This is a genomic window from Planctomycetia bacterium (genome assembly GCA_015075745.1).
Lineage (GTDB): Bacteria > Planctomycetota > Phycisphaerae > UBA1845 > UTPLA1 > UTPLA1.
In genome coordinates this window covers 3,144,673-3,164,581 of sequence record JABTTW010000001.1, presented here as the reverse complement: position 1 = coordinate 3,164,581, position 19,909 = coordinate 3,144,673, and the positions used below count along the sequence as shown (strand labels likewise).

13 protein-coding genes are annotated in these 19,909 nt (G+C 62.0%); 4 read left to right on the top strand and 9 right to left on the bottom strand.

Translation table 11 applies throughout. The annotated features are described in order from the left end of the window. The first annotated feature begins 233 nt into the window (after window positions 1-233). Window positions 234-1,544, top strand: coding sequence for a hypothetical protein (locus HS101_12480; GenBank protein ID MBE7507080.1), 1,311 nt, complete (start codon window positions 234-236; stop codon window positions 1,542-1,544). A gap of 143 nt (window positions 1,545-1,687) precedes the next feature. On the opposite strand, the gene HS101_12475 is transcribed toward HS101_12480, so the two are convergent. The 3 genes from HS101_12475 to HS101_12465 form a co-directional block, all read right to left on the bottom strand. Further along, window positions 1,688-3,961, bottom strand: coding sequence for a tetratricopeptide repeat protein (locus HS101_12475; GenBank protein ID MBE7507079.1), 2,274 nt, complete (start codon window positions 3,959-3,961; stop codon window positions 1,688-1,690). Window positions 3,962-3,981: 20 nt separating this feature from the next. Beyond that, on the bottom strand, window positions 3,982-6,168 hold the full coding sequence (locus HS101_12470) for a pilus assembly protein N-terminal domain-containing protein (protein MBE7507078.1): 2,187 nt from the start codon (window positions 6,166-6,168) through the stop codon (window positions 3,982-3,984). A gap of 69 nt (window positions 6,169-6,237) precedes the next feature. Further along, the gene (locus tag HS101_12465; protein MBE7507077.1) at window positions 6,238-6,609 is read right to left on the bottom strand and encodes a PilZ domain-containing protein; all 372 of its coding nucleotides are present in this window, start codon (window positions 6,607-6,609) and stop codon (window positions 6,238-6,240) included. Between the two features lie 284 nt (window positions 6,610-6,893). Here HS101_12465 and HS101_12460 point away from each other — a divergent pair, with 284 nt between their 5' ends. Continuing rightward, window positions 6,894-7,979 carry an AAA family ATPase gene (locus HS101_12460; protein MBE7507076.1) on the top strand — a complete coding sequence of 362 codons (1,086 nt, stop codon included), beginning with the start codon at window positions 6,894-6,896 and terminating at the stop codon, window positions 7,977-7,979. 54 nt (window positions 7,980-8,033) lie between these two features. Beyond that, entirely contained in the window at window positions 8,034-9,914 is a 1,881-nt protein-coding gene (locus tag HS101_12455) for a tetratricopeptide repeat protein (protein ID MBE7507075.1), read from the top strand. A gap of 806 nt (window positions 9,915-10,720) precedes the next feature. Here the strand turns inward: HS101_12455 and HS101_12450 are convergent. Then, entirely contained in the window at window positions 10,721-10,951 is a 231-nt protein-coding gene (locus HS101_12450; GenBank protein ID MBE7507074.1) for a hypothetical protein, read from the bottom strand. Window positions 10,952-11,307: 356 nt separating this feature from the next. Beyond that, entirely contained in the window at window positions 11,308-12,936 is a 1,629-nt protein-coding gene (locus HS101_12445) for a Gfo/Idh/MocA family oxidoreductase (protein MBE7507073.1), read from the bottom strand. A 245-nt stretch (window positions 12,937-13,181) separates the two neighbouring features. Between HS101_12445 and HS101_12440 the strand changes: the two genes are divergently transcribed. Then, window positions 13,182-14,363 carry a methionine adenosyltransferase gene (locus tag HS101_12440; protein ID MBE7507072.1) on the top strand — a complete coding sequence of 394 codons (1,182 nt, stop codon included), beginning with the start codon at window positions 13,182-13,184 and terminating at the stop codon, window positions 14,361-14,363. A 100-nt stretch (window positions 14,364-14,463) separates the two neighbouring features. Here HS101_12440 and HS101_12435 read toward each other — a convergent pair whose 3' ends face one another. The 4 genes from HS101_12435 to HS101_12420 form a co-directional block, all read right to left on the bottom strand. Then, complete coding sequence (locus tag HS101_12435) at window positions 14,464-14,874, bottom strand: Hsp20/alpha crystallin family protein (GenBank protein MBE7507071.1); 411 nt, start codon at window positions 14,872-14,874, stop codon at window positions 14,464-14,466. A 99-nt stretch (window positions 14,875-14,973) separates the two neighbouring features. Further along, window positions 14,974-15,405: an Hsp20/alpha crystallin family protein gene (locus tag HS101_12430; GenBank protein MBE7507070.1), complete on the bottom strand. Its 432-nt coding sequence runs from the start codon at window positions 15,403-15,405 to the stop codon at window positions 14,974-14,976. A gap of 309 nt (window positions 15,406-15,714) precedes the next feature. Further along, a complete protein-coding gene (locus HS101_12425) occupies window positions 15,715-16,860 on the bottom strand; it encodes a thrombospondin type 3 repeat-containing protein (protein ID MBE7507069.1) in 1,146 nt (381 codons plus the stop codon). A gap of 233 nt (window positions 16,861-17,093) precedes the next feature. After that, entirely contained in the window at window positions 17,094-19,892 is a 2,799-nt protein-coding gene (locus HS101_12420) for a thrombospondin type 3 repeat-containing protein (GenBank protein ID MBE7507068.1), read from the bottom strand. Between the last annotated feature and the right edge of the window lie 17 nt (window positions 19,893-19,909).

The window sequence follows — 19,909 nt, the reverse complement described above, 5'->3', positions numbered from 1 at the left end:
AGATACTGCAGCCACGAAGGTTGTATTCTCTGCGATGAATCGTTAGGATATCGTTAACAATCTTGAAGTTCGGGGATTCCCGGAACTCACGATTACAGGGATTCCAATTTCGGTGCGCAGTGGAGGAATCCAGGCGACACCGAATGGCGATCAGGTCAGCGACGCCGCAAGTTTCGGAGGAGATAAAGATGCGTTTCTCATTGGTAACACTTATTGCTGTTTCGACTCTCGCCTTGACACCCCTACGGGCCGTGCCGCCGGTTGTTCAGATCCACCCGATCGTACTAGAGGGTGATGTGGTCGCGGGTGTTGGAAACATCAGCAGCGGATTCGGGGCCTCCGAGAATCACTCGGTCAACAATTCCGGCGAGTGGCTGGTGGAGTCGGACACGAACAACCCGAACACGGCCATTGACGGAGTCATTCTTCGTGCAACGGGATTTACTCCCGGTGCTTTGTTCCTCCAGCAGGGGCAGGCGATGGTGTCTCCGGCCGGAGCGACGCTGTCATCGTTTGATTCGGCGAACATCAACAATTCCGGCAATACGAGCTACAACCACTTCCTGGCCAATACCGGCGGCACGAATAACGATTCCGGCGTGTATTACAACAACGATCTGCTCATCCAGGAGAGCGACATCGCGACGGCCGCCGGCTTTGGCCCGAATACGCCGTACATTGGCTTCTTTGAGACCAAGATCAACAATAACAATCTCGTCGCGGTCATGGCGAGCATCGACGATCCCAACGTGACCAGCTCCGTCGATCGCGCCATTGTCACGGTCAATCCGTTCTCCTTCGTACAAACGCGAATCCTCGGCGAAGGTGACCAGACCCTGGTCGCGGGTCGCTCGATTACCGATTTTCAGACCGGCCCGCACGACATGGCGCTCAACGACAGCGGCCACATCATGTTCGTCGCGGATATCGATGGTGCGACGACGGACGACACGATCACCGCGCGATACAACGGGGTCGGCTTCGACATTCTGATGCGCGAAGGTCAGCCTTCGCCAGTCGGCGGCCGCAACTGGGGTACCTCCGCACCCGGCGCCATCGACATGAACAATTCCGGCGCCTGGGCCGCCCTTGCTGATCTGGACGGCAGCACTTCCGACGATGCATTGATCGTGCGCAACGGCGTCGATGTCATCGCCCGCGAAGGCATGAGCCTCGCCTCGATCGGCGGCGTCTTCAACTTCACCAGCTTCGGCAGCGGATCGATCAACATCGACGACAGCGGCAACGTTATCTGGTGGGGCGACTGGAACGACCCCGACACCACCCGAGACACCGGAATCTTCTGGAACGATCAATTGATCGTTCAAGAGGGCGTGACCTTGATCGACGGTTTCACACTGAGCGCCATCTCCGGCGTCGAATCCAACATTTCCATGAGTGACAATGGCCAGTGGGTTATTTTCGAGGGTACTCTTTCCAATGGTCTTGACGGCGCGTTCATGATCGAGATACCTGAGCCGGCAACGGCGGTGTTGGCGCTCCTCGGCGCGTCGATGTTGATTCGCCGACGACGGATGCTTTAATCCGGCATCAGATCGCTCGATTTAACTGGTAATCAAGAAAAGGGAACCTCTGTTATTTCAGAGGTTCCCTTTTTCATGATAGAAGGAAATGGGAATCAGGCCCGCGCCGTCTCCATTTGAGCCCGGCGCTGGTTCTTTGAGACTCACGACTCCGGGCCGCTGACGGTCACCCGGCCGACCCGCTCTCGCCACTTCGCCGCCTCACCGGGTTTATTCCACAGCGTGTACATGGAGATGATCCGGTTGATGGTCGCCCGGCTGGTTGGATGGTCGGGACCGACCGTGGCCTTGAGCTGTTCGTAGCTCTTCAGCAGAAACGGTTCCGCTTCGTCGAATCTGCCAAGAGAGACCATGATCCCGCCGAGGCTGCTTCGCGCGGTCGAGATCAGGCTGTGTCCGGAGGGGAGCGTCTTTTCAAAGGTCTTCAGCGCCTTGCGGAAGAACGGTTCCGCCTTCGCCAGCTTGCCGCGCTCAAAGAGGACGACCGCGAGTTGGTAGGTGGTCGTCGCCGTTCGGGCGTCGCCTTCTCCAAAGACCTTTTTGCGGCCCTTCATGGCCCGGCGGAAGTTCTTCTCCGCCTCGTCGAGCTTGCCGAGGCCGTACTCGATCTGGGCAAGATTGTTTACGGCGGTGAGCGTTCGCTCGTCCTCATTGCCAAAGGACTTCGAGGATAGCTCGACCAGTTGCCGGCAGATCGGCTCGCCCTCGGCCAGTTCACCCTGATTGTACAACTGGGCCGCGAGATCATTCATCAGCGAGATGGTCTCGGAGTCATTGTCGCCCAGTTCTTTCTGTCGAATCGCCAGAGCGCGCCGCAACAGCTCCACGCCCTTGCCGTGAGCGCCAAGCCCGCCATACGCGGCGCCAAGATGACTCAGGACCGTCGCCAGCGATTTCGGATCCTTGGCAAACCGGCGCAGGGCTTCTTTGTTCGCGGCATCAAGCAGGTCGATGGCGGACGGCGATCGCAAACTCAATTCGTCCGTGGCATGCAGGCCGAAGATGTTGACGAGGAACCGGGAGATGTCGGCGGCCTGATCGGTGCTGGCCTGTGCAGATGTCACCTTCTCGCTCAGTTGGCCGATTTCGCTCTGCAGCTTGCCGATCGTGGCGGCCAGCCGCTGGCTTTCCTCCTCGACGGCAAGGCGGCGCTTCTTCTCGGCGTCCCTCTTGCGGATGGCAAGGTCACGCTGCTCGGCGGCGACAAGTTGCGCGGCCTCGAGTTCGGCGGCGCGCTTCTTGAGCTCTTCCGATACCGGATTGGCAATTCGCACGGGCGGCAGGGTCGGTGCGACGGTAGTCGCGGGCGGGATCATCGCCTGGACTTTCGCAGGTAGCATCTCACGCACGCCCGGTGACAGCAGTGCGCCCGCGGCAAATGCGCCGACCGCCAGCATGAACATCGCAGCGGCCAGAAGGACGATCGGCGCGACGCCTGACTGGCCGGCGCCCACGCGAATGCCGCCCGAGCGGTCACCGATCGCGTGGGTCAGATCGAGAATCATCGCTCCGACGCTTTGATAGCGCTTATCCGGCACCTTCTCCAGCGCCTTCATCAGCACCGACTTGACCCCGCGAGGCCACTTGGCGGATTCCAGTTCGCCGCATTCGGGGACGACCTCGGATATCACTTTGAATATTTCACTGTTGCCCTCGACTTCGACATCGTAGGGCGGTTGATTCGTGAGCAATTCGAACAGTAGAACGCCCAGGACATATACATCGCTGCGCGTATCGACGTCGAGGCCGACGCCGCGCACCTGTTCAGGGCTTCGATAGGTGTAGAAAATGCGAGATTCGCGCGGCGAGACCTGGCCCATGGGGAATCCGAGGTCAAAGTCCGTCAATGAGGCAACGCCGACGCCGGTCAGGCGGGGTTCGCCTCGCGCCCCGATGAGAATGTTCGACGGCCGCAAATCGCGATGGACAATGCCGTTTTGATGTAGTCGCTCGACCGCGCTGCACACCTTCACAAAGAGCTTGATTCGCTCCTCGACCGACAGGTGGTGGGTCTTGGCGAATTCCAGCATCGCCTGTCCGCGAATGGCCTCCGAGACGAAGAAGTGCTGGCCGTCACTGGTGGTCCCGACATCGACGATGGACGCAAGACACGGGTGCCGCATGTGCTTTAGGCGTTCGATGTCGAGCTTGCGGGAGATGGGAAACTCCGCGGCCCGGTCGGGATTACCGTCGACCACTTTCACGATCACGAGCTTGCCGGCATCCTGGTCTTCGGCCTTGAAGACGATGCTGCCCGGGTGCTCGCTGATCTTTCGGATGACGCGGTAACCACTCAGCGCTTCGACCAGCGCCTCCGGAAGCTTGGGCGGGGGCGGCTCCACGATGCCGACCACCGTGGTGTCCGGCGATTCAACCGAGAGATCGAAATCTTCCAGCGACTTTTTGGATCCGTCCATGATGATTCTGATTCCCCGATCTAGTTCGCATATTCAACGGTTGACTCTTCGCTGCCCCAGGGACCGTAAAGCGGCAGCTCGGCGAGCGACTGTTCCTTCACCTTCGCAGCGGTCTCACCGGCTGTCGGTTCTTCGGAATCCGTCTCCCCCACCGCTGCCTTCGCGGTGCGGCCTTCGAGCAGGCCCAGACCAAACAGCTCAAAGTCATCGGGCTGTCTCATGTCGGCCCCGGGCGGCGTGACGACCTGCTGCGGATCGATGGCCTCGACCAGTTCAGGCGTGACGAGCACGACGAGTTCGGTCTTGTCGTTGCGATATTCGACGGAGCTGAAGAGGGCCCCGATGACCGGGATATCGCCGACGCCGGGTATCTTGGATGAGATGGCCCTTACGTTGTCACTGAGCAGGCCTGCAATGGCGAACGACTGGCCGTTGCCGCACTCGACGGTCGTTTCCACGCGACGGGTCGTGAACGTGAAGAGCGGCAGGGTTCCGACGACGCGGGAAGTCTCAACGGCGTCGCTGACTTCCGACATCACGTGCAGGCGCATGAGCTGGTTGCCGAGGATGGTCGGCGTGAAGGCGAGGCGAACGCCGAACTCCTTGTATTCGATGGTGATCGCACCGGCGACCGCACCACCCTGGGTCACGGGGATCGGCACTTCGCCGCCCGCCAGGAACGAGGCCGTCTGGCCGGAGATGGCGACCAGTGTCGGCTCCGCCAGGGTGCGGGCCAGCGAGTTCTCGCGCAGCGCGTTCACGAAGAACTGAAGCTCCGCCCGGGGAAAGCCAAAGGTGACGTTGGTCAGCGGGCTGGTTCCGACGGGGTTTACGGCATATGTCATCTGTCCGGTGGTCACGTCGGGCAGGCCATTGCTGCCGAAGTTCGTCGGATTGAGCTGGCCGATGTTGTTGGCGAGGAAGAAGTCGCGCGACAGTTTCGATCCGCCGACGGCCCAGTTGATGCCGAGCGATCGCAAGGCTTCCTTGTTCACTTCCGCCACGGTGACGCGGAGCATGGTCTGCTGAACGCCGGATACCCAAATGTGATTGAGCACATCGCCGCCCTGGAAGACCTTCGCCATCTCCTCGATTTTGCGAGCGGTATCGGCGTCGGGAGCCCGGCCGGAAAGGACGATGGTCCCGTTGAGGCCGTCGACGCGAACGGAAGACTGAGGCGAGACCGCCTGAATGAGATTCTGAAGCGGCTTGTAGTTGGGGCCCACCATCACGGTGCAGTTCTGAATCTGGCCCTCGCCCATGATCGTAAACTGCGTGGAGCCGATCGCCTTGCCGATGATCGTCAACTCCTGGGGAGACGTGACGCTGACATCGACGATGGTCGGGTCCGGCACTTCGACGCGATCGAGTCGAATGCGGGACTTGATGACCAGAGACTCGTTCAATTGAAGTCGAAGGAGCTTGGACGGCGCCTGGGGGCTGAGATCCAGAACGCCGATGGCCGGCGAATCGGAAACCTCGACCATCTGGCCGGTCCTGGGACTTGCGCCCTGCTCGCCATTCCCATCGGTAACCGGCTGCATCTTGATGGGCTCGCCGCCTGCCAGCAGAGCGCTGCCGAAATCGGTCATGCCGCCTGAACCCTGTCCGCCGAATTCCTTGATTCGGGCACGCGGCATGCGCGGTGTGGAGACGGCAGGCGTTGCCGGGGCATCGGAGACTTCGTCAGACGCGGTCGCGTCCGTCTGTTCGACGGGCTTCATTTCCTCGCTGTCGGATTGCTCGTTCTCTGTATCGCGCTCAGGAGGACCGGAACCGATCATCTGCATCTGTCCGGTCGGCTCGTCAGCGGTCTCGTGATCGGTGTCGGAATCCGCCCGGTCGTCGGTCATGCCGAGCGTCAGGATTTCGTCCTCTGAATCGGCAACTCCCCCCGACACGGGCGTCATCAGTTCAAGCCGGATCGGGCGATTCGACGCGACGACGCGGGACACGACCGGCGCCGGTGCGGGCTGCTGAGTCGGTTTCGACGACACCGTCGTCATGTCCGGCAGTAATTCGCAATCGGGGTTGATCGAGGCGAGCATGTTCTCCACGACCGTGTTGGCGTCGAATCCGGGCTCGCTGGGGCAATCGCGCTCAGCCGGTCGCGCGGATGGCACTGCCAGGGCCGTCGCCAACATGCGGCCGGGGTCCTGACAGGACAGAGCACATACGCCCGAAAGAATGAACTTTACAGCCAACATGCATTTCACCTTCTTAATGAGCCCTCGGACGTGCCCCAGCGCCGCTCTCTCGACGCCCCACTTCGATGCTCATTGAGAGAACTCGATTCGAATACCTACCTTGAAGCCACCAATGGTCTGGGTGCAGTGGATAATTCGTCCTCTGAACTGCCAGTGCCGAAACTCGCCGGGGAAAACGAACTGGACCCTGGCGCCTTCCGGCACTTCTTCTCCGGTCCAGCAGGTCACACCGCCCGCGGAGATCTCCGTGATCTTCACAAGCCGACTCGTGACATCGTCGCTGCCGTAAATTTTTAGCTGAATGTCTTCGAAGCACTCAATCGGTTTGCGCGGGCTTTTCCGCCTCGCGTCGTGATGGAGATGGTCGGACTCCGTCTGTTTGACGAACTTGTCCCACTCGCCCTGCGAAACTGGTTTTAATACTTCAATTGGTTCGCGCATAAACAACGCCCCTAATCACGGTTCCGTGGCGTCTATCGGTCAGGCTGATTCGACCCATAAGAATTGATTGGCCCCGCGGACGCGGCCTTTGGCGGGAGGCGAAGTTATTGGACGCCGACGGTTTCAGGACGCAAGTCGCCCCCGGCGCGCGCCGATTGGGGGGATGGAATTGCGAGTCGACCCGACGGCTTGCGACGACGCCTCGTTTGCGACAACCCTGATGAACCAGGAGAGCTTGGGTGGCCCGTAATCGGATTTGTGTTCATGGAATCGACGATCCGGTCGTGTCTGAACTCACGGATTTTCAGATCGTGGGGTCGACGTCGTCGCGCGATGAGCTGCGCACGATCATCGCCATGGAGCAGGTCACCATCCTGCTGATCGACCTGGATCAGGATGAGGCGCTGGATACGATCATCGAAGCGCTGGAGATCAAGTCGGACATCGCCGTCGTCGGCGTGACCGGCAGTCAGGACGTTCAGAAGATCATCATGTCCCAGCGGGCGGGATGCCGGCAGCTTGCCGGGAAGCCGCTGAACGCCGAGGACCTTCGCGTCGCCATCAAGAGAGCGATTAACCACTCCGAAGATCTGAAGATGCTCGGCAAGTCGATCTGCGTGGTCGGCTCGGGCGGCGGCGTGGGCTCCACGACGTTCGCCTGTTACCTGACCATGGCGATCGCCGAGCTGACGAAATCGCCGACGGCGATCATCGACTTCGATCTCGAATTCGGCACGGTCGCACGGTCGTGGGACTTTCAGCCCAAGTGCACCATCGCGGACGTCGTTCAATCGGGGTCCATCGACCGCCTGCTCCTGGAAGACGCCATCGTCGATCTTCCGTCCGGTGTCGCCGTGCTTGCCCGGCCGATGCAGATCGAGCAGGCTCACCTGCTCAACGAAGGCCACGCCACGAAGATCATCGAGGCGACGCGCTCGATGTACCCCTACCTCGTCATGGACCTGCCGCGCAAGCTGGACGAAATCTGCGGCGCGGCGATTCAGGCGTCGAAGAAACTGATCGTGGTCGTGGAGATGACGGCCAACGCCGTCTATAACGCGGGGCGGCTCAGCGATTCGCTGATGAAATTCGGCCTGCCCGCGGACTCCATCGACTTCGTGGTCAACCGCTATTGCAAGGGCGTCCACTCCCTTTCCATCGAAGCGCTGGAAGAGCGGGTGGGCAAGAAGACGATCGGCGTCATCCCCAACAATTACAAGGCCCTTCTGGCCGCCGGTGACATTGGCGAGCCGGTGTCGGACAAGAGCCCGGTGCGGAAGAGCGTGCTGGAGATCGCCGCGAAGATCTGCGGCGTCGAGGCGCCGAAAATTCGCAAGTCGTGGATGCCGAATCTGTCGTTCACGAAGTAATACGACTTCCCCGATCATTTTGTCGCTTACCCCGCTCGCGTTACATTGCCGGGCATGTCCGCGCCGCGTCGCAATCCACGAAAGGGATCGACTCCGTCTGAGCAAGCGGCGGTTCGCGCGCGAGTGCCGGTCTGGGCCATTGCAATCGCCCTGCTCATCTTTGGCTGCGCCTGGGCGAACTCGCTGGGCGGGGCATTTCTGCTGGATGACCTTGTTCACATCGTCGGCAATCCGAAGATTCGATCGCTCTGGCCGCCGTGGGAATGTTTTGGAGACAGTGCACGACCGATCGTTGATCTGTCGCTGGCGGTGAACTTCGCCATCGGCCGACTCGATCCGGCGGGCTACCACGTTGTCAATCTGTTGATTCATCTGGCGACCGGCGCGGCGATCTATCTGCTCGCCTGCCGGGTTCTGCGGGCTCGACGCCGGGAACGGGAGTCCGACGGGCACGATGCCGCTGTTGCATTTGCCATCGCCCTGCTCTGGCTGGTTCATCCGTTGACGACGCAGGGGGTGACTTACGTTATTCAGCGCGGTGAGTCGCTGATGTCGCTGTTTTATGTTTTGACGCTGTACTGCTTCCTGCGCGGTGAGCAGGACGCGGAGCGCGGCGTGTGGTTTACGGCGTCGGTGGTCTCCTGCGCCGCCGGTCTCTTGTGCAAAGGTGTCATGGTGACGGCGCCGGTCGCGGTGCTGCTGCTCGACTGGGCGATCGTATCGGCGACGTGGAAAGAGCCGTTTATGCGGCGATGGAAGCTGTACGTGGGGCTGGCTGCGACGTGGGGCGTGCTCTTTGCCCTGGGGCTGGTGCAGCTCTTGTTTCGGCCGGAGACGCACGGGGCCGGGACGGTGGGCTTCAGCGTCAGCAGCGTGACACCGAAGGAGTATGTGCTCACGCAGGCGGGGGTGCTGGTTCACTATCTTCGGCTGAGCGCGTGGCCGGACACGCTGGTGTTTGATTACCTGTGGCCGCCGGTGACGGACTTTCGCGATGCGATAATTCCGGGGATCGTGGTGTTGTGCATCCTCGTGGCCGGGCTGATTCTCATGGCTCGCAGGCGGGCGATCGGATTCGTCGTGCTGACGTTCTTTCTGATCCTCGCGCCGACTTCGAGCATTGTGCCGATCTCGGACCTCTGCGTGGAACACCGGATGTATCTGCCGCTGGTCTGCTTCGTGGCGATCTTCGTGCTTGCGCTTCATGCCGTTGCGCGTCGAATCCGGCCGGGCAGCGCGACGGGGTTTCTCGTCGTTGTTCTGATCATCGCGGGGCTGCTTGGATTGCGCACGCACCTGCGGAACCGGGATTACGCGAGCGACGAGATCATGTGGCGGTCGGTCATCGCTGAGCGGCCGGAGAACTACCGGGCAATGGACCACCTGGGCACGACGCTGATGGAGAGCGGCAGAGTTGAGGAAGCGATTTCGCTTTTCAAGGAAGCTCTGCGGATCAAGCCGGGGATGACGGTCATCGAGAATAATCTGGCCAATTGCCTGGCCCAGTCGGGGGAGTTGGAGGAGGCGATCGCCCTCTACCGGAAGATTCTCGTTGACGATCCGGCGCTGCCGCGGACGCATCTGAATCTGGCGCTTGCGCTTCAGATGGCGGGGCGCGACGGCGAGGCGGTGACGCACTACGACGCCGGGATGTCGAACGATGTGCCGGAGGGCGGGGCCTGGCGGAACTACGCGCTGGTGCTGCAAAAGGTCGGCAGGCTGGCCGATGCCGAGGCGGCGCTTCGGCGGGCGTTGAAGCTGATGCCGGGGGACGCCGAGGGGTATCGGCTGCTGGGGTCGGTGCTGGAGCGGCGGGGCCAGCCGGCGGCGGCGGTGGACGCGTATCGCGCGGCGCTTCGCATCGATCCGACAAATGCGGCCGCGCGGGCGAGGCTGGATCAACTCGGCGGCGGGAACGGCCAGGGCCCTCGGTAGCGGTTTTTCGTGCGATGGGCGGGGCAATTCCAAGGTGACATAAGGTGACACAGGCCTCTCGCGAATTGTGCCAACACTTGTGGCGGGCATGGGTTGGGGCGGCAGGTGGAAACGTCGAAAAATCGAAAAGTCGAAACGTCGAAATGGTGCGCGGCGGCGGGGTTGCGCGGGGGTATTCGAGAGGGTCCAGGAAAATGCAGAGGCGGCGGCACTGATTGCGTCGGCGCTTGGCGGTGGATGGGATTGGGGATCCGAATTTTCTGGTACCGCTTGCTGACGCGCGCGGCTCGGATCGAGTAAAAAGCGAACGAATCGGATTACCGAGACCGATTGATTGCGCGAGTCGGATCACGACGCCGGCGAGTACGAGAGCCCACGCCACCCACAAGAGGTGGCGCTACGGGGTGGGTGCGTCGGGAATAGGCGGGGGGTCTTCGCATCGCAGAGGAGATTTTTGCTCCGTGCGCGCGGATTTTGGGGATCTGAGTGGTCGAAAGCGGAGACAGATCTGAGATGCGCGGTTAACACCGGCGAGAAGGGGTCGCTCTATTGAGACTCATTTCGATGAAATGAGCGTTTCGTAGTCGTCGTGAGACCCAATCCAGAACCAAACGATCGAGCTACCAGCTTTCACACCCAGTGCGCGATACGCCTGTGTGATGCGCACGGAGTAGGTCGGAGGAACAGGTATGACCTGCTTGAATCTCAAGCTGGGATGCCTGTTGTCTTCTCGCCATATCTGGTAGGCCTTGCGGGCGGATTCCTGGATATCGCGCGGGAGTTCGGCAAAGAGGCGTCGAAAACGCTTAGTTGTGTGAGAGGTCACTGTCCGACTCGAATGACTTGGTTTCGCCCCGATGGTGTTCTTCAAGGGCCTCGTTCGCCATGGATGCGAGCGTGTCGGTTGATCGGGAAAGCAAGCCGGCCCAGCGCTCCTCGGCCTGCAACTCGGAGAGGATGAAGGCGGCGAACTCCTCCTGCTGTTCCTGCGGGAGTTGGTTGATGCGATCCAGGGCGTCTTTGAGCGATCGGACCATGCGTGAATTCTATTCGCGGGATCGGGACGAATCAAACGTTGTCGAATGATGGATTGCCCGTCCAAAAATGTCGGGCGGGTACAGCAGGGATGCGATTGGGCGCGGATTTGTTGGCCGGGTTAATGGGTGGAGGGGAGTTGCCGGTCATTGATCGGGGGCTAGATTTGTGTGGGGATAACGGTCGCGCGAATGACAATGCCAACGACGACGACGCCACCCACAAGGGGTGGCGCTACGGAGTTCGGGATTGCGTTTGCGCGAGGCGACGCACGAAGTTTGGGTGCACGGCAGCCCGCGCCACCCACAAGGGGTGGCGCTACGGGGATGCGCGGGGCGGAGTACAGGGAGTGCGCGGATTACTTTCGTTTTTTGGCGCGCTTCGTTGATGTCTTGACGCGATTTTTTGGTAGGCCGGATGACTTTGTCGCCGGTTGGAGTTTGCCGCGGAGGAGGTTGTACTGCTTGGCGCAGCGGGGGCACCTGGCGGACTTTTTGACACGGCCGAGGCGCTCGCCGCATTCGCAGGCCCAGCCGGACTGTTTCGCGGGGACGCCGACCATGAGGGCGTAATCGGGGACGTCGGCGGTGACGACGGCGCCGGCAGCGATGAAGCAGTGACGCCCTAGAGTAATCCCGCAGACGATTGTGGCGTTGGCGCCGATGCTCGCGCCGCAGCGGACGACGGTCTTCACGTAGTGGTCGGAACCACGCTGGGGGTATTTGCAGCGCGGATCGCGGATGTTGGTGAAGGTCATCGACGGGCCGCAGAAGACGTAGTCCTCCAACTCGACGCCTTCATAGACCGAGACGTTGTTCTGAATCTTGCAGTGATCGCCGATGCGGACGTTTGAGGCGATGTTGACGTTCTGGCCGATGGAACAGTGCGAACCGATCCGCGCGCCGGGCTGGACGTGGGAAAAGTGCCAGATCTTCGTTCCGTCTCCGATCTTCACGTTTTCATCAATGATGCTGGAGGGATGGACGTAGTAGCCGGTTTGTTGTGACCGACGGGGGCGGACTTCGACGCCGGAGAGCAGGCTGCTGGTGGCGTCTTCGAGAATCTCGAGGACTTCCACGCCGCTTTTGCCATCGGCGATCTGCGGCGGGCCGCCATCGAGGCGATCGATGAAATACTCAAGCTCGGCGGTGAGGGGCATGCGCCGCTCAAAGTCGATGACCTCGGTCGCGCCTTCGCGCGGGATCGGCTCGCCGCGAATCCAGTCGATGCCCTTTTCGTAGAAGAGCAACCTGCCGCCGTCGGCGCTGTCTTCGAAGGTGAACATGCCCTTGGCGCCGATGATGACGAGGCGGTGCTCCTTAAAGGGGTGCAGCCAGCTCACGAAGATGTGGCCGGAGATGTTGTCGGCGTAGCGCAGACTCGTGAGGGTGGAGTCGTGGATGCCGGTTTGCAGGAAGGCGGCGCCGCGCGAAACGACCTCGACCGGTCGCGTGCCGATGAGATGCTGAAAGATGGAGATGTCGTGCGGGGCGAAGCTCCAGAGGATGTTCTCCTCGGTTCTGACGGTGCCGAGGTTGAGTCGGTTGCTATAAATGTATTGGAGTTTGCCGATCTTCCCTTCGCTGATGAGCGAGCGGATGCGGCGGATGGCGGGGTGGAAGAGGAGGACGTGGCCGACCATGAGATTGACGCGGTGCTTCGCGGCGGATTCGACGAGGCGGCGCGCCTCGGCGGCGCCCAGGGCCAGCGGCTTTTCGACGAGGACGGAGTGACCGGCTTCGATGATGCGACTGGCGACGTCGAAATGGGTCTGGGCGGGGGTGGCCACGACGAAGGCGTCGAAGCCTTCACGGAGCGCAACATCGAGGTCGGGCGCGGCCATGGCGGATGGATACGACCGGGCGGCGCGGGCCAGGGTATCGGCGTCTGAATCGACGAGACCGCCCAGGGCCCCCAGTTCGTGGAGCGTGGCGGCATGACGGCTTCCCCAGCGACCCACTCCGACCACGCAGATTCGTTTATTCATTAAGACCTCGGATCGGGGGGTACGGGGTTTGGCGGCCGGAGGCTTGCCTCGGACCCGACCCCTGCCTATATTGATCGATTCGGCAATTGTAGGGAGCGGCGGCCAGTCCATGAAGCGCCGCAACGGCACGGCCCCCGGGGGCCTGGTCGCCCCCGCAGGAAGCATACATCGCTAAGGAGTTATCAGTGGGATCGAACGGAACGCATCGGCGCGGACGGCACCTTTTCACTTCGGAATCTGTCAGCATGGGTCATCCCGACAAGGTCGCCGACCAGATCAGCGATACGGTCCTGGATGCGCTGATCTCCAGGGACCCCAATGCCCGTGTGGCGTGTGAGACGCTGGTGACGACCGGTCTGGTCGTTGTGGCGGGCGAGGTCACGGTTCATAACAAGGAGGCCGAGCTGGCACTGAGCGGCATCGAGGCGGACATCCGCCAGACGATCGCGGACATCGGCTATACCGATCCGGGTTGCCAGTTTGACCATAAGAGCTGCGCGGTGATTCGCACGATTCACAGCCAGTCGGCGGACATCTCCCAGGGTGTGACGGCGGGCAAGAAGAAAAGGCAGGGCGCCGGCGATCAGGGGCTGATGTTCGGCTTTGCCTGTCGCGAGACGAAGGTGCTGATGCCGCTGCCGATTCACCTTTCGCACCGGCTGGTGGAGAAGCTTGCCGAGGTTCGGATGGACGGGACGATCCCGTGGCTGCGGCCTGACAGCAAGAGCCAGGTAACGATCGAGTACGACGGGTCGAAGCCGGTGAAGCTGAAGACGATCGTCATCTCCACGCAGCATCAGGAGCGGCCGGAGCTGCTCGACCGCCAGGGCAACGTGAACGACAAGTTCAGGAAGACCATCATCGAGAAGGTCATCAAGCCGGTGTGCCTGGCCGAGTGCCCCGAGCTTTGGAGCAACGATATCACCTTCCACATCAATCCGACGGGTCGATTCGTCATCGGCGGTCCACACGGCGACTCGGGCCTGACGGGCCGGAAGATCATCGTGGACAGCTACGGCGGACGCGGCGCGCACGGCGGCGGCGCTTTTTCCGGCAAGGACCCGTCCAAGGTGGATCGCTCGGCGACCTACATGGCGCGGCACGTCGCGAAGAACGTGGTGGCGTCCGGGCTGGCCGATATCTGCCAGGTTCAACTTGCCTATGCCATCGGTGTCGCGGACCCGGTGAGCGTGCTGATCGATACGGAATGCACCAATCGGATTCCCGAGGAGAGAATCGAAGCCCTGGTGCGGGAAAACTTCGACCTGACGCCCGGCGGGATCATCAAGTATCTGAACCTGAAGCGGCCCATTTACCGCGAGACCGCGGCACACGGGCACTTCGGCCGAACCGGTCCGGGCTTCACCTGGGAAAAGACCAACATGGCGGAGAAGCTTCGCAAGGCCGGCTCGCGCTGGATGAAGTAGTCGATCTCATGTGAGAATGCGGGCCCCGCCGGGTGTGAGGCCTCGAGCAGGCACGATCGGATTGACGCGTGCTGCTCGAAGCCTCGACGGAGGCGGTGGGTTACTCCGCTTTGACGGCGATCTTTCTTGGCAGGACGTCGACCGACTTGGGCAGGCGCAGGGTCAGGACGCCGTTCTTGAAGTCCGCCTCGATGCGCCCGGCGTCAATCCCCTCACCAATCTGGAAAGACCGGTGGTAATCGCCGACGCCGTATTCGCGGTGCAGGTACTTACGGCCGGCCTCGCGCGTCGGGCTGACGGCGGCATGGATGGTGAGCAGGCCGCGCTCGAAGGAGACTTCGATATCTTCGGCGCGCACGCCGGGGATGTCGGTCATGAGCACGAGCTCATTTTCCTTTTCGATGACGTCGCAGCCCGGCATGTAGGTTCGGGCGCTTTCGGATCGCCCGGCCTGGGCAGCCGACGACTCGTTTTCATTCTTGTTTTCGTTTTTGACAATATCGCAGACCATGATACGCCTTCCTTTCGAATGTCTGACACCGAGGGCGGTTCACCCCGGCGTGATTGTTTCCAAAAACCGCAACCAGCCCAACCCGAACACGATGGCGTGTTACGAATTGATCAGGATCTTTCGCGGCTTGGCCTCTTCGGCCTTGGGGAGCACGATGGTCAGGACGCCGTCCTTCAGGGAGGCCTCGACCTTTTCGGAGTTCACCGGATACGGCAGCGTGAGGACGCGTGCGAACGTTCCGGCGGGGCGCTCCTGCCGATGGTAAGAGACGACTTCCGACTTCTGATCGCCGCGCTGGCCCTTGATGGTCAGCTCGTCACCGACGACGAAGAGCTCGAGATCGCTCATCGCGAGGCCGGGCACTTCCGCTTCGGCATAGAGACAATCGGCATCCTCCCAGACGTTGACCGCCGGGAAGGCGCGCCTGCGAAACGGATAGACGGAGTCACCGTCGAAGATGGAATTGAACAGACCGTCCATTTCCTGTCCGAGCCTTCCAACCATTGGAAACGTGTATCGATTCGCCAACATCTCAAAGTCCTCCTGTGATGCACAAGGCCTGAAACGCTAATGCCACGACAGTCGTGGCGGGACACTGATAAGAGAGGCAACGAGCGTGCCACGGCCGGGGGCAGGCGGATCACGCGGTGAGTAAATGACTGTGAATCAATGATTTGCGGCAATCGCCGGAGAGACCGGATAAACCGGATTCGGCCAGTTTGTCACTGACAGGGGCTGCAAGAAAGGCAGGAGCGCCGCGGGCAAAAAGCCTGGCGCCGCTGACGTCGGCGCGAAAAGCGCGCCGACGCCGACGGCGATGATAGCTGGATCAGCCGCACATCATGGGGCGAGCAGGACGCCCAGGAAGAACTGAACGTCGAGACCGTCGACCGACATGTCTTCGTTCACGTCCGCGGCACAGAATTCGTCACTGCCGATGAAGAGGTCCGGCTGCAGGGCCACGAAGACGAAGAACGGGATGTCATCCTCGTTCACCAGGTCGTCGCCGCTGACGTCGCCGGGCCGACGATTCGGGCACGGGTCACAGACATCGCCGACGCCGTCGCCGTCCGTATCGGCCTGATCGACATTGGGATCATTGGGGCAGTTGTCGCAGGCGTCGCCGATCCCGTCCATGTCGGTGTCTTCCTGGAGCGGATTCGGCGTGTCCGGGCAATTGTCGTCGATGCCGCAGATGCCGTCGGAGTCGGCGTCGTTGGTCGGGTCGTTCGGGCAGGCGTCGCAGGCATCGCCGATGCCGTCGGAGTCGCCGTCGGCCTGATCGGGGTTGGCATCATTGGGACAGTTGTCGCAAGCGTCGCGGAAGCCGTCAGAATCGGTATCCGGGCCGGCGTCGGGACAGGCGATGAGCTGGATCGTCGCGACGGCGGAGATGTCGCCGACGATGTTTCCGAAATTGCAATTGATGACGTCAGTATTGTTGATGGCCTGGTCGTCGTCGAGAAGACTCACCTGTGTGCCGGGGGAAGCGGACAGGGCTTTGAACCGGAAGATGGTGGCGAGGCGACCGTTACCGCCGACGGCGCTGAGCAGGCCCATGCTGCCGGCCTGCCAAAGGGCTGCGCCGTCGTTGCCGTTGTTCCAGCCGTCGGGGTCGCCGGGGAAGAAGCCATCGAGCAGCCAGGCATAGTCGGCGGTCGAACTGTCGCTTCCGAGCAGCTCGAGGACCGCGGGGTCCCATTGGACGATGGCGTCGATGGACTGGAAGAACTCTCCGGTCGGCGTGCCTATCGGGGGATCCTGACAGAGTGGATCGGCGATCGTTCCGTCCCAAACGGCGCGGAGGTGAACTTCGACGATGGTATCGGAGCCGGGCTCAACGGGCACTACCGTCACCGGCGCGGAAAGCACCAGATCGACATTCGCCGAGGCGATGCCGGGCAGGATCATCATTACAGCCAGCGAGGTAACGATGGCAAAAGACGCGGAAACACTCTTCCTGGACGATTCAATCCTGAGCCTCATAGGTCAACACTCCCTTGCTTTGTCCGTAAGCACGAAACGGGCGAAGCGAACAAAGTAGCCAAAACACCCCCAGCACCGGCGCGGGAAGCCGGCCTTCAGCAGACCGGGTCATGTGAACGAGGCGCGGCGCCCTTTTGCGGCGTGCGACCTGCGTTCACATGACCCGGGGCCCTCTTAAGCGAACGGGCGGAATCAGGGAGTAGCCCTATAAGTCGCCGGGCATGAACCCCCGATTATACCCCTCGGCTACGGCGATTTCTCCGCCGGATCGAGAAAAATCCCAGGATCGTGGCGGAGAGAGACGCGGCCACGCCACTCGAGCAGGCCGGAAGCTTGGTGCCTTCTGCCTGGAGCTGTGACCAGTCATCAATATCCACCTCGCAGTCCAGGTTTACGTCGAACCGCGGCCGGCCGTCGGGCCGAACGCGGAGGCTCGGATCATTGAACGGACAGACGTCGATGCAATCGACCACGCTATCGCCGTCCGAGTCGAGGGTGTCATCTTCGCCACAGCCGCAGAGGCCCGGTTCGATCTTGAGGGGATCTTTCGGACAACCGTCGTTGCAGTCGAGGACGCCATCGGAATCGGAATCGACGTCGGCAACGCCACAGCCGCACTCGCCGGGCTCGATCTTATTCGGATCTTCCGGGCAGCCATCGTTGCAATCGGGCGTACCGTCGGAGTCGGTGTCGACGTCGGAAACACCGCAGCCGCAGACGCCGGGATCGATCTTGTTCGGATCTTCCGGACAACCATCGTTGCAGTCGGGCGTACCGTCGGAGTCGGTGTCGGCGTCGGAAACACCGCAGCCGCAGACGCCGGGATCGATCTTATTTGGATCTTCCGGGCAGCCGTCATTGCAGTCGGCAACGCCATCGGAATCCGTGTCGCCGGTTTCGGGGTTGCCGCAGCCGCACTCGCCGGGCTCGATCTTGTTCGGATCTTCCGGACAACCGTCGTTGCAGTCGGCGGTGCCGTCGGAGTCGGTATCGCCCGTTTCCGGGTTACCGCAACCGCACTCGCCGGGCTCGATCTTGTTCGGATCTTTCGGACAGCCGTCGACGCAGTCGGGGACGCCGTCCGAATCGGTGTCGTCATCCGACACGCCACAGCCGCACTCGCCCGGATCGGTCTTGTTGGGATCGAGCGGACAGCCATCGAGACAATCGGGCGTGCCGTCTGAATCGGTATCGCCGGTGTCGCTCAGGCCGCAGCCGCACTTGCCGGGCTCGATCTTGTTCGGATCCTCCGGGCAGCCGTCATTGCAGTCGGCCGTGCCGTCGGAATCGGTGTCGGTGTCGGGCATGCCACAGCCGCACTGGCCGGGGGCAATCTTATTGGGATCGTCGGGGCAGCCGTCGTTGCAATCGGGGGTGCCGTCCATGTCGCGGTCGCCATCCGGTACGCCGCAACCACAATCACCGGGGTCAGTCTTGTTGGGATCTTCCGGGCAGCCGTCGTTACAGTCGGCCACGCCGTCCGAGTCGGTGTCGCCGGTCTCGGGGTTTCCGCAACCGCACTCGCCGGGCTCGATCTTATTCGGATCATCCGGGCAGCCATCGATGCAGTCCGGGGTTCCGTCGGAATCGGTGTCGGTCTCGGGGAAGCCGCAGCCGCATTCACCGGGCTCGGTCTTGTTCGGATCGTCGGGGCAGCCGTCGTCGCAGTCGAGGACGCCGTCGGAATCGGAATCGTCATCCGGATTGCCGCAGCCGCAGACGCCCGGCTCGATCTTGTTGGGATCATCGGGGCAACCATCGTTGCAATCGGCCACGCCGTCGGAGTCGGAGTCACCCGTTTCGGGATTACCGCAGCCGCACTCGCCGGGCTCGATCTTGTTGGGATCGTTCGGGCAACCGTCGATGCAGTCGGCGACGCCGTCGGAATCCGTGTCGGTATCGGCCGTGCCGCAACCGCATTCGCCCGGATCGGTCTTGTTGGGATCATCGGGGCAGCCGTCGTTGCAATCGGCCACGCCATCGGAGTCGGTGTCGCCGGTCTCGGGGTTACCGCAGCCGCACTCACCGGGGGCCGTCTTGTTGGGATCGATGGGGCAGCCGTCGATGCAGTCGGGCGTGCCGTCGGAATCGGTGTCGGTCTCGGGGGAGCCGCAGCCGCAAACGCCGGGCTCGATCTTGTTTGGATCGGTCGGGCAGCCGTCATTGCAGTCGGGCGTGCCGTCGGAATCGGTGTCCGCATCGGATACGCCGCAGCCGCAGAGGCCGGGTTCGATCTTGTTGGGGTCATCGGGGCAGCCGTCAACGCAGTCGGGCGTGCCGTCGGAATCGGTATCCGTATCGGGAACGCCGCAGCCGCAGGCGCCGGGCGCGATCTTGTTGGGATCATCGGGACAGCCGTCGACACAGTCGGGGGTGCCGTCACTGTCGCGGTCGCCTTCCGGCATACCGCAACCACACTCACCGGGCTCGGTCTTGTTGGGATCGTCCGGGCAGCCGTCGCAGGCATCGCCGGCGCCGTCGCCGTCACTGTCTTCCTGAGTGGGATTGGCAACGGCGGGACAGTTGTCGCAGGCGTCGCGGAAGCCGTCTGAATCGGTGTCCGGGCCCACGTTGGGGCAGTCGATCAGGCGAATGGAAACTGAAGAAAGGCCCGGGACAACTTCGAGGAAGTTGCAGTTGACGAGGTCGGTATTGTTGATGGCGCCGGGCGCATTGAGCAAGGCCACGGTCGTCTTGTTGGTGGCGGAGAGGGCCTTGAATCGCCAGACCGTCGCGCGTCGGCCGTTGCCGCCGACTGCGACAAGTTGTCCGAAGGCGCCGGCCTGCCAGAGGGCATCGCCGTCGTTGCCGTTGTTCCAGCCGTCGGGTTCTCCCGGGAAAATGCCTTCAAAATCCCAGAAGTAATCCGCGGTGGCGACGTCGGAGGTGAGCAATTCCAAGTGCGCCGGATCCCAGGTGATGATGGCGTCGATCGCCTGAAAAATTTCACCGGGGGTCGGGTCTGAACAAAGGGGATCGGAAAGCGTGCCGTCCCAGACGATGCGCATTTCGATGTCGATGATCGTGTCCATGCCCGGCTCGATCGGTC